Origin of the sequence: Streptomyces subrutilus (genome assembly GCF_001746425.1) — a bacterium.
GTDB classification, from domain to species: domain Bacteria; phylum Actinomycetota; class Actinomycetes; order Streptomycetales; family Streptomycetaceae; genus Streptomyces; species Streptomyces subrutilus_A.
On sequence record NZ_MEHK01000001.1, the window covers coordinates 6,473,611 to 6,484,400 of the forward strand.

At 74.5% G+C, this 10,790-nt stretch carries 6 protein-coding genes and 1 pseudogene; 5 read left to right on the forward strand and 2 right to left on the reverse strand.

What is annotated here, in order from left to right; translation table 11 throughout:
• Positions 1-26: 26 nt before the first annotated feature.
• Positions 27-266: pseudogene (locus tag BGK67_RS36665) on the forward strand (serine hydrolase); the annotation flags it as partial.
• 31 nt (positions 267-297) lie between these two features.
• Here the strand turns inward: BGK67_RS36665 and BGK67_RS29545 are convergent.
• Both BGK67_RS29545 and BGK67_RS29550 read right to left on the reverse strand, forming a co-directional pair.
• Positions 298-1,689 (reverse strand): lysine N(6)-hydroxylase/L-ornithine N(5)-oxygenase family protein, encoded by a 1,392-nt coding sequence (locus tag BGK67_RS29545; RefSeq protein WP_069922938.1) that lies wholly within the window; start codon positions 1,687-1,689, stop codon positions 298-300.
• 144 nt (positions 1,690-1,833) lie between these two features.
• Positions 1,834-2,544 (reverse strand): serine/threonine-protein kinase, encoded by a 711-nt coding sequence (locus tag BGK67_RS29550; RefSeq protein WP_141754084.1) that lies wholly within the window; start codon positions 2,542-2,544, stop codon positions 1,834-1,836.
• 500 nt (positions 2,545-3,044) lie between these two features.
• Between BGK67_RS29550 and BGK67_RS29555 the strand changes: the two genes are divergently transcribed.
• From BGK67_RS29555 to BGK67_RS29570, 4 genes are all read left to right on the forward strand, one after another.
• Positions 3,045-4,778, forward strand: a complete 1,734-nt coding sequence (locus BGK67_RS29555) for an AfsR/SARP family transcriptional regulator (RefSeq protein ID WP_079154441.1) — start codon at positions 3,045-3,047, stop codon at positions 4,776-4,778.
• A 126-nt stretch (positions 4,779-4,904) separates the two neighbouring features.
• On the forward strand, positions 4,905-7,142 hold the full coding sequence (locus tag BGK67_RS29560; protein ID WP_069922940.1) for a TOMM precursor leader peptide-binding protein: 2,238 nt from the start codon (positions 4,905-4,907) through the stop codon (positions 7,140-7,142).
• The gene (locus tag BGK67_RS29565; RefSeq protein WP_069922941.1) at positions 7,132-9,096 is read left to right on the forward strand and encodes a TOMM precursor leader peptide-binding protein; all 1,965 of its coding nucleotides are present in this window, start codon (positions 7,132-7,134) and stop codon (positions 9,094-9,096) included. The genes BGK67_RS29560 and BGK67_RS29565 overlap by 11 nt, the downstream gene beginning before the upstream one ends.
• A 43-nt stretch (positions 9,097-9,139) precedes the next feature.
• Positions 9,140-10,783, forward strand: a complete 1,644-nt coding sequence (locus BGK67_RS29570; RefSeq protein WP_069922942.1) for a SagB family peptide dehydrogenase — start codon at positions 9,140-9,142, stop codon at positions 10,781-10,783.
• Positions 10,784-10,790: the final 7 nt, after the last annotated feature.

Consider the following 10,790-nt stretch of genomic DNA (forward strand, 5'->3'; position numbering starts at 1 on the left):
CGGCCCCGAGCCGTCGGCGGGGCGAAGGAGCGCCCGACGCGTCCTACGAGTACAGCAACACCGACTACGCGCTGCTCGGCCTCGTCGCCGAGAAGGCGGGCGGACGACCGCTGGCCCGGCGGTTCCAGGACCGGCTGTTCACCCCGCTCGGCCTCGCCGGAACCTCACTTCCGGGCATCCGCGACACCGCCCTCCCCGCCCCGTCCGCGCACGGCTACATGTACGGCGGAGCGGCCTACGCGCTCGTGGACCAGCCCCGCGGCTAGGTCCTCGCCGTGCACCACGGCCCAACCCGGGTCAGTGGTGTGCGGGCACACCGTCGGCGGCCGCCGCCCTGGCCGCCATGGCGTTCTGCACCTCGCGCTCGGCGACGCGCAGCAGCAGGGAGTCGCAGATCTCCCCGGAGCGTACGGCCAGCGTGGACAGCAGGGAGGCGGTGATGCCGTGGGTGTGCTCGACGGCGGCGCCCTGGACGTAGATGCCGGCCCGGATGCGGTCGGTGGTCTCGACCCGGTGGTCGCGGCCGACGCGCAGCCGTCCCTGCCCGTCCGTGAGGCACTCCCCGGCCAGGTCGCCGAGCAGGTCCGCCGGATCGGTGGGCCGGTACCCGGTGGCCAGGACCACCGCGTCGCAGTCGAGGGTGAGCGTCTCGCCCGTGGTGAGGGAGCGCACCACCGCCCGTGCCCCGTCGGGGAGTTCCTCCACGGAGGCGAGGGTGGTGGTGTTGAGGACGCGCAGCCGCTCGGTGCCCGCCACCTTCTCCTGGTAGACGGTCCGGTACAGGTGCTCGATCAGATCGCCGTCCACCACCGCGTAGTTGGTGTTGGCGTGGTAGCCGATCAGCTGCTGCTTGACCTCCTCCGGGGCCTGGAAGAACTCGTCCACGGCGGCCGGGTCGAAGATCCGGTTGGCGAACGGGCTGTCGTCGGCGGGGCTGTACCCGTAGCGGGTGAACACCGCGCAGACCTCGGCGTCGGGGAACGTGCGGTGCAGGTGGTCGGCGGTCTCCGCGGCCGACTGGCCGGCGCCGACGACGACGAAGCGGCGGTGCGGCCGGACGGTCAGTCCTGGCGCGCGGTGCAGCAGGTCGCGGTTGTGCCAGATGCGGGGGCCGGTGCTGATGCCGTCCGGGACGTGGGGGCGCAGCCCGGTTCCGAGGACGAGGTTGCGGGTGCGGGTGGTGCGCCGATGCCCCGTCCCGGAGGCCGGCCGGGTGATGACGTCCAGGTGGTCCGCGGCGTCCGCGGACCCGGCCGGTCGCACCTCGACGGCCTCGGTGCCGTAGTCGACCTGCCCGGCGAAGGAGGAGGCGCACCAGCGGAAGTAGTCGTGGAACTCGAGGCGGGTGGGGAAGAAGGTCTTCTGGTTGATGAAATCGGCCAGCCGGTCCCGTTCCTGCAGGTAGTGCAGGAAGCTGAAGGGGCTTCCCGGATTGCGCATCGTCACCAGGTCCTTGAGGAAGGACACCTGCATGGTGGCTCCTTCGAGGAGCATGCCCTGGTGCCAGCCGAAGTCCTCCTGGCGCTCGATGAAGGAGGCCCGGATCTCCTCGCCGGAGGCTCGTCGGCCGTTGTGCTCCCGGATCGCTATCGCCAGGGCGAGATTGGCCGGCCCGAAGCCGATTCCCACCAGATCCCTGCTGTCCGGGAGAGCGTCCCCGGGTGTGGAGCTCGCGTGCGGTGCGGACATGCCCATCCTTCCTCGGTCCTACCCTTTTTTATTAGGTAAGGCTTGCCTAAGATCTCCGACAGCTCGGAGGCTGTCAAGGTGGCCGCCGAGTCGCCTGATGGACAATCAACCGCCGCGCAGGTGAGGGTCATTGGGTCCAGGTGTTCAGCGGGGAAGGTCCATTTCCCGCAGCGGGCCGTCCGGCCCGCCGTTTTCCGACTCGGCCCCGAGGCCCTGTTGTGCGGGCTTCTCGCTCAACCCGCCTGTGGAGGCGTCCGGCTGGTTGGACGGGGACAGGATGGGATCGTCGAGCTGCACGATGCGGTACTCGGGGCGACCGCTCGGGGCGCCGAGGCGCCTGCGCCGCCGACCCGCGCTCGCGTGCGCCGTGCGGGCGCGCTGGGCCGCCGAGGCCAGGGCCGCCAGGGGCGGAGCCTCGGCGCGCAGGCGGTTGAACCCGCGGACGGAGATCCCGACGAGGCCCGCCGCCGCAGGCCCGGTCGCCCCCTTGCGGATCGCGTTCAGGACCAGTTGCAGTGCGGCGGGGGGCGGCGCCGCCCCCGGTCTCAGCCCGTGCGCCTCGGCCAGTGCGTGCGCGGCGCTCAGCGCGCGGGCGAAGCCGGCGTCGATGTCCAGCCATCCGCGCAGGGTGCGCTCGGGCACGCCCGCCGCGGCCGCGCACCCCGGGATGGTCAGTCCCTGGGCGGCCCCGCGGAGCGCGTCCGCCATCCGGGCGAGCGTCTCCTCGCGCTGGCTGGGCGAGCGGCGCAACGCGTCGCGCAGGGCCCGGTCGACCTCCTCCTGGGAACCCATCCAGGCCAGTACGCCGTCGGCCCACTCGTCCTGCGGTGCTTGGTGTCGTGCGTTCTTCTGCATCCCCACACCCCCATTATTAGGTAAGCCTAACCTAATAGTCCGTCAGGTGGGGAGGGATTGCGCCCCGCGGTCGAGGCCCGTCGGCCGGGGTGAGTCGGCCGGGGGCGAGGATCGGCCATATCAGTGGCGGAATATGCACCTTAATTGGATCACGACATCGTGCTTGGATGGCGCCGCGCCGTAATTCGTTTACGGCTGAACGGTTTTGACGGACCGACGGTAACTCCTCGAAGCGTTCAGGTTACGGAGAAGCGAGAAAAAACCAACGGACGTTAAATCGGACATCCTCTGGCTCGACTTCCGCAAGATCCGTTATGTAGTGTTCCAGCTATTCACCGCCCAACGGGGGGCGGACGGCAATGCGGGCTTGGTCCGGACTATTTCGGGCGTGTGACGAGCCCCGCGGAACCCGGAGACCACCGCCCCCGCCACGCTCCCTATAGGGGGAATGGGTGTCCCGACACGGGGGATCAGTCATCCGGTTCCAGCTTCTGGGGCCCTTGAGCATTGCGCACGGCCCTGAAACCGTTGTTCTCAAACCGTCCAAGCCGACCAGTCTTCTCGCCGCACTTCTGCTGCATCCCGGCACGGTGGTGTCCACCGCCTACCTGATGCGCGCCGTATGGGACGAAGAACCGCCCGCCACGGCCCGGGCCGCACTGCAGACGTGTGTCCTCAGGCTGCGACGGCTTTTCGCCAAGTACGGCATATCCGCGACCACCATCGAGGCAGTTCCGGGCGGTTACCGGATGCACAACGACACCGAGACCCTCGACCTCGTGCTGTTCCGGACGCTCACGGCCCAGGCCGGGGCGGCGGCCGGCCCCGGGGAGGAGCTCTACCGGCTCCGGGAGGCGCTGTCGCTCTGGCAGGGGCAGCCCCTCGCCAACGTGGCCTCGCGCATGCTCCAGCAGGACGCGGTGCCCGCGCTCGAACAGGAGCGGCTGCGGGTGCTGGAGCGCGTCTGCGACCTCGAACTGGCCGCCGGGAACTGCCACCAGGTCCTGGTCGACCTGTACGAGAGCGCCCGCCGGCACCCGGTGCGCGAACGCTTCACCGAGCAGCTCATCGAGGCGCTCTACCGCACCGGACGGCAGACCGAGGCACTCGCCGAGTACCGCACCGTCCGCGACCGGCTGCGCGACGAGCTCGGCATCGACCCGGGCCCGGGCCTGCGCCGTCTGGAACTCGCCATCCTGCGCGCCGAGGACCTCGCGCCCGCCCCGCCCGGAGCCGCGCGGGCGGCGACCCCGGGCAAGGTCCCCGCGCTGCCCGCCGGCGCGGCCGCCCCCGCCCGGGCGGCCCGGCCGGCCGGGGCGGCCCGGGCGGTGCTGCCCGTCCCCGCCTTCGCCGGGCGCGAGAGCGACCGCAGGGCCATGGCCGCACGGCTCACCGCCGCCGACGGACCGCGCCTGGTCGTCGTCTCGGGGGCGCCGGGCATCGGAAAGTCGGCGCTGGCCCGCCAGACCGCCCACGAGGTGCGGGAGTCCTTCCCCGGCGGGGTGTTCGCCCTCCAGCTGGCCCGGCCGGACGGGTCCGCGGTCGCCGTCGAGGAGGCGGCCGGGCTGCTGCCGGAGCCCGGCCCCGACCGACGGCTCATCGTCCTGGACGGCGCGGTCGGCGCCTGGCAGGTACTGGCGCTGCTGCCCGCCGTGGAGGACGCCTCCGTCCTCGTCACCAGCAGGCGCGGCCTGGCGGCGGTGGTCGCCACGCACGGCGGCGCCGTGCACCGGCTCGACGTACTGCGGTCGGCCGAGGCGTACGCGCTGCTCGCCGGGCTCGTGGGCACCGAGCGGATCGCGGCCGAGCCCGCCGCGGCCCGGGAACTGGCCCGCGTGTGCGGCCACTTCCCGCTCGCCCTGCGGATCGCCGCCGGACGGCTGCTGACCCGGCCCGGCCTGTCGGTCGCGGACTGTGCGGCCTGGCTCGCGGAGGATCCCCCCGCGCGCCTCGCCCTCGCGGAGGAGGCCCGGCTCTCGGTGCCCGACGTACTGGGGCAGGCGCTCGACGCGCTACCCCCGGAGCTGAGGGAGGCGTTCCTGCGGCTGGGCGCACACGCCGCTGACGAGGACGTGTCGGCGCGGGAGAGCGAGTCCGTACTCGAACAGCTCGTGGAAGCGGGGCTGCTGGAGGACGGGCCGCCCGGTCCCTACCGCCTCCACGACTTCCTCCGCATCTACGCGCGTTGGCACGTCCGCACGCACGCGACGGCCGCCGCGGCCGCGCTGCACTGACCCGTCCCACCCATCCCACCCGCCGTCACCAGGCCCTCACGTCCCTCTTCCCCTCTTCCCCTCCTCCCCTCACCGTTCCAGGCTTCCTCCCCGATCCCGCCCAGACCGCACCCAGGGGTGTTTCCCATGGCCCACGCCAGTTATCAAGCCGTTGCCGCGACCCGTCCCCGGATCCGCAGGGACGTGCTGTTCACCGAGACGCCGGACGGCGTGCTGTTCCACAACGCGGACGGCGGCTTCCGCCTCACGGCCAAGTCCGCGTACCGCTTCGCCACGGTGATCGTCCCCCACCTCACCGGCGAGCACACGGTCGCCGACCTGTGCCGCGGCCTCGGCGAACCGCAGCGGACCATGGTCGGCGAACTCGTCCGCACCCTGTACGAGCGGGACTTCGCCCGGCCCGTCACCACCCCCGGCGGACCCGCCGCCGGGCAGCCGGAGCCCACCCCGGACGTGGCCCGCCGCTACGCCCCGCAGATCGCCTACGCGGATCACTACTCCGACGACGCCGAGGCCCGGTTCCTGCGCTTCCGGGAGACCCGGGTGGCCGTGCTCGGCGAGGACGACGTGGCCCGCTGGTGCGCGTCGAGCCTGATACGCAACGGCTGCGCGACCGTCGGTGTGATACCCGGCCCCGGCACCCCGGAGCTCGACGCGGAGGCGGCCGAAGCCGTCGCCGACGGCTGTCCGGTCGAGCTGCGCACCCTGCCGTCGGCCCCCGGGCAGGAGCCCTCCTGGTCCGACCTGGCCGACTACGACCTCGTGGTCGTCACCGGCGGCCGGAGCGCGCCCGCCCGGCTGCTGCCGCTGCTGCGCGCGGGGATCCCCGCCGGCCGCACCCTGCTGCCGGCCTGGACGTACGGCGCCGACGCCGTGATCGGCCCCCTGATGACGCCCGGCACCCCCGGCTGCTGGGCCTGCGCCGCGCTCCGGCTCGGCGCGGCCGCCGGCCGGGACACCGCCGCCGCGGCCGAGCTGTGGAGCGCGCTGGCCCTGCCCGGCAGCCCCGCGCCGGCCGGCCCCGAGCCGGGGCGGCCGCTGGCCGCGATGATCGGCAACCTCCTCGGGTACGAGGTCTTCCGCGCCACCTCGGGAGCCCTGCCCGCCGAGACCGCGGGCCAGGTGATCGTGCAGGACACGGCCTCGCTGGACGTCACGGCGGAGCCCCTCCTCGCGCACCCGCGGTGCCCGTTCTGCGCCCCGGTCGAGGAAGCGGCACGGGAGCAGGTGGCGCCGGTGGACCTCTCCGCGGCGGGCACCTGCGGGGCGCCCGCGCTGCCCACCCTGGAGACGGCGCGCGAAGCGGACGCCCTCGTCGAGGAGTTGAACCGGCGCTCCGCGCTCGTCCGTCCGCTCACCGGCGTCTTCACCCGCTACGCGGACGAGCCGCTCACCCAGCTCCCGCTCAAGCTGAGCGTGGTCGAGTTCGGCGCCGGCCACGCCGGCCCCCGCGCGATCGCCGCCTTCGACGTCCACCACGTCGCCGGCGCGCGGATGCGGGCCCTGGACGCCGCGGCCCTGGTCTACGCCGAGCACGTGGTCCCCGTACGAGGAGTGTCGGACCGGACCGGGGAGTCGGTCGCGGAGAGCTCCCTGACCGTCGCCTCCGGCCTGCCGGGGACGGCCGCCGCCTGGCAGCAGGCCGTCTCAATCGTCACGAAGGAGCCCGCGCTGGTTCCCGCGGGCGCGGTCCGCCCCTTCGGCCCGTACAACGGCGACCGGCTCTTCGAGCGCACCCGCGCGGGCTCCGGCGCCGGACCCTCGCCCGCCGACGCCGCCGCCGCGGGCCTGCTGTCCGCCCTGGCCCACGACGCCCTGCTGCGGGCCGTACGCGGGACCGCGGCCGCACGCGTACACCTGACGGACCGGACGCCCGATGCCGAACTCGCCTTCCTCGTGCGGTCGGCGGAGCGTCTCGGGCTCGCCGTCGAACTGCTCGACCTCGGCGAGGGCGCGCGGTCCGGAGTCCAGGTGCTGCTCGCCCGGGCGGGGGAGCGCTGGGCCGTGGGCGCCGCACTGGACCGGCAGACGGCCACGGTGGCCGCGCTGCGCGACCTGCTGGGCGCCGTGCAGTACGAGCAGGACGCAGCCGCCACCGGCGGACCGGCCGACATCGGCGATCCCCTGCTGCCGGACCTCGACGCCCGCACGCTGACGGTGTCCGCCGGCGCCCCGCCCGCGGACCCGGGCCCGCAGGACGCCGGCCCGGCCGCCGCCGGCTGGTCCGAGGTGCTGGAGCGGCTGCGGGCGGCGGGCCGGGACGCCTACCTCGTCCCGACCGGGTCCGCCGACCTGGCCTCGGCCGGCCTGTACACCGCCAGAGTGCTCCTCACCACCGACCAGGAGCCGGGCGATGACCACTGACACCGGTGCCCTGACGGCCGGCCCCGAGGTCGCGGCCGCCCTCGGTCCGGACGCGGCCGCCCGCTTCACCGCGCTGCTGGAGTGCGCCCTGGGGACGCTCGGCGGTCCCCGGGTGACGCTGTCGGCCCTCGGGTGCGCGGACGCCTTCACCCGCCCCGCCCCCGAGACCGGCGACGGCCACGGCCACGGCGACGGCGACGGTGCGGCCGTGCCCGTTCACCTGTACGGCCACCTGGCGGTGGTGGGGCCACCCGGCGGCTGCGCCCGGTGTCTGGAACGCCGTTGGCAGGCGGTGCGGTCGGTCGCCCTCCGGGACGCCCTGGAACTCGGCGGCGGCACGCGGGCCGCGGGCGACTGGCCGTACGCGCACGCCTTCGCCGCGGGGGCGCTGGCCGCCCTGATCGCGGCCGCCCGGGAGCCCCGCCCCGCCGCCCCGGTGCCCGGTGGCGGGTTTCCCGAGGTCCGCTCGCTCGACCTGCGGAACGGATCCGTCCGCCGATATCCGCTCGTCCCGGATCCCGAGTGCCCGGTGTGCGGAACCCCGGGCCGGGACACCGCGGAGGGCGCCGTGCTGGAGCTGCCGCCCGCACCGAAGTACCGGCCCGGCGTCTTCCGCACCCGTCCCGTCGAGTCGTACGCGATCGACGTGGCGGCCTTCGCGAACCCGCTGTGCGGGGCGCTGGGGCCCTCCCTCGTCCAGGACGTCTCCTCCACCTCCACCTCCGCGACCATCGGCTGCTTCTCGATGCGTTCGGGCGAGTACCTGCGCGAGACGTTCTGGGGCGGCCACACGGACTCCTTCGCGCGCAGCGCGCGGGTGGGGGTGCTGGAGGGGCTGGAACGCTACGCCGGGATGCGGGCACGGGCGCGGACCACCAGCGTCACGGGTTCGCTGAAGCGGTTCGGCGCAGACGCCGTGGACCCGAGGGAGGTCGGCCTGTACAGCGAGGCCTTCCACCGGGAGAACCCGCGCGTGCGGCCCTTCGACCCGGACCGGGAGATCGCCTGGGTCTGGGGCTGGTCGCTGCGCGACCGGACGCCCCGCCTGGTACCGGAGATCTTGACGTACTATCACGCGCCCGGCCTCGAGCACCGATTCGTGCAGGAGAGCTCCAACGGCTGCGCCTCTGGCGGCAGTCAGGCCGAGGCCGTCTACTTCGCCCTGATGGAGGTCGTGGAACGCGACGCCTTCCTGCTCACGTGGTACGGGCGCCAGCCGCTGCCCGAGATCGACCCGGCGAGCAGCACCCGGCCGTCGACCCGCGCGATGGTCGACCGGCTGGCGATGTACGGCTACCGGGCCCGCTTCTTCGACACCCGGATCACCTTCCCGATCCCCGTCGTGACGGCGGTGGCCGAGCGCTTCGACGGCGGCCCCGGCCGGATGTGCTTCGGCGCGGGAGCCGGCCTCGACCCGGAGTCCGCCCTGGACTCGGCGCTCTGCGAGATCGCCACGGACGCCGTCAACCTGCCCGGGCGCACCGAGCGCGACGAAGCCCGGCTGCGGGCCATGGCAGCCGACTTCGGGCTGGTGACGGCGCTGCACGACCACCCGCTCGTGTACGGGATCCCGGAGATGGGCCGGCACGCGGACTTCCTGCTGCGCCGGCCCGGCCACGAGCGCCCGCGCACCGTGGCCGAGTTGCGGTGGCCCGACGCGCGCGGCTCGGCCGTCTCCGAGGACGTGCGCACCGATCTGGAGCGGTGCGTGGCGGCGGTGACGGACGAGGGCTTCGACGTCGTGGTCGTGGACCAGACGATGCCCGAGCAGCGGGCGCTCGGCCTGCACACGGTCAGCGTGCTCGTCCCCGGGCTGCTCCCCATCGACTTCGGGTGGACCCGGCAACGGGCCCTCGGCATGCCGCGGATGCGGACGGCCCTGTTCGCCGCCGGGCTGCGCGAGCGCGAGCTGGAGCCCGGCGACCTGAACCCGGCCCCCCATCCCTTTCCCTGACCCCCCGCCGCCACCGGCGTCCCACCCGAACGCAGGAGGACCCATGGGCTACGCCCATGTCTACGCCCACGAGATCATGCACCGCGGCCGGGTGCCGATGGAGCCCGTCGACTTCGTGCCCGACTGGGCCGACCGGCCCCGCAAGGCGAAGTACCACCCCGGCGCCGAGACCTTCCCGCTGCCGACGGCGGCGCCGCACGCCCGGCCGGGGCAGCCCGCGGCGGGATTCACCCTGCCGCTGCTGGCCGGGATGCTGCGGGACTCGTACGGGCTGACCGGACGGCGTCTCGCGGTCCAGGCGAACACCGACCTGGCCGCGCTGCCGCACTACACGCACGCCAACTGGTCGCGGGGCACCGCCTCGGGCGGCGGGCTCTACCCGGTGGGCATCCACTGGGCGGCCGGGCCGGGCGGGCCCCTGACCCCGGGGCTCTACCACTACGCGCCGCACCAGCACGGCCTGCGGCGCCTGCTCACGGGCGACGTCACCGGGCAGGTGCGCGAGGCCCTCGGCCCTGGGGCGGGCCCGGCCGCGGAGGCGACGCAGTACCTCGTCCTCAGCGTCAAGTACTGGCAGAACGCGTTCAAGTACAACAGCTTCTCCTTCCACGCCGTGAGCATGGACGTGGGCGCCCTGGTGCAGACCTGGCGCCTGTGGGCGGCGCAGTACGGGCTGCGGATCGACCCGGTGCTCTGGTTCGACGAGGACCGCCTGGCCCGGCTGCTGGGCGTGGCGTCCGAGGAGGAGGGGATCTTCGCGGTCGTCCCGCTGACCTGGCAGGACGCCGCCCGAGCGCCCCGGGAGGGCGCTCCGGCCCCCGGGAACGGCACCCCGGCCTCCCGGAAGGGCGCTCCGGCCTCCCGCGAAGGCGCTCCGGCGCCCGGGGACGGCGGCACCGAGGACGCCGCGGTCCGGCACCGCGACGTCGAACGCTCCCGCCGGGTCCTCGTGTTCGAGACGCTGCTGCGCATCCACGAGGCCACCGCCGGGCGGGCCGCCGACCGCCCCGCACCGGGCGCGCTGGACCGGGCAGCCGCGTTCCCGCCGCGGGGCGCCGATCCGCTGCCGCTCCCGGCGCCCCCTCCGCCGCCGTCCGCCACGGGACGGGCCCTGCGCGAACGCCGCAGCAGCTTCGGCCGCTTCGACGCCTCCCGCCCGGTCACGGCCGAGGAGCTCGCCGCCGCACTGGCCGACAGCGCCGCCACCGCTTACGGCACGGAGGTCGAGCGCCCCGGCGGACCGCCGCTGACCTCGCTCTACGCCTTCGTCAACCACGTCGAGGGCGTCGCCCCCGGCGCCTACGCATACGATCCGGCCGCGCACGCCCTGCGCCTGGTGAAACCGGGCCCGCCCGGCCCCTTCCTCCAGCGCACCTACTTCCTCTCCAACTACAACCTGGAACAGGCCGGCGCGGTACTCGTCCCGACCGTCCGCACCACCGCCGTGCTGGACGCCGTGGGCGACCGCGGCTACCGCCTCGTCGGCGGCACCGTCGGCGCCGTCGCGCAGACCTTCTACACCACCGCCGCGGCCTTCGGCCTGGGCGCCGGCGTGGCCCTCGGCTTCGACAACATCGCGTACGTCGAGGAGCTCGGGCTGACCGGGACCGGCGAAGCACCCCTGCTGATCATGCTGCTGGGCCGGGAGCGCCCGCGGCCGGCCGACTTCCGCCACGAAATCGCCTGAAGGGAGC

Excerpts from the sequence above, each read along its gene's own strand:
- BGK67_RS29560 (WP_069922940.1), top strand. The coding sequence starts at position 4,905 with ATGGCCCACGCCAGTTATCAAGCCGTTGCCGCGACCCGTCCCCGGATC.
- BGK67_RS29550 (WP_141754084.1), bottom strand. The coding sequence starts at position 2,544 with ATGCAGAAGAACGCACGACACCAAGCACCGCAGGACGAGTGGGCCGAC.
- BGK67_RS29565 (WP_069922941.1), top strand. The coding sequence starts at position 7,132 with ATGACCACTGACACCGGTGCCCTGACGGCCGGCCCCGAGGTCGCGGCC.
- BGK67_RS29570 (WP_069922942.1), top strand. The coding sequence starts at position 9,140 with ATGGGCTACGCCCATGTCTACGCCCACGAGATCATGCACCGCGGCCGG.
- BGK67_RS29545 (WP_069922938.1), bottom strand. The coding sequence starts at position 1,689 with ATGTCCGCACCGCACGCGAGCTCCACACCCGGGGACGCTCTCCCGGAC.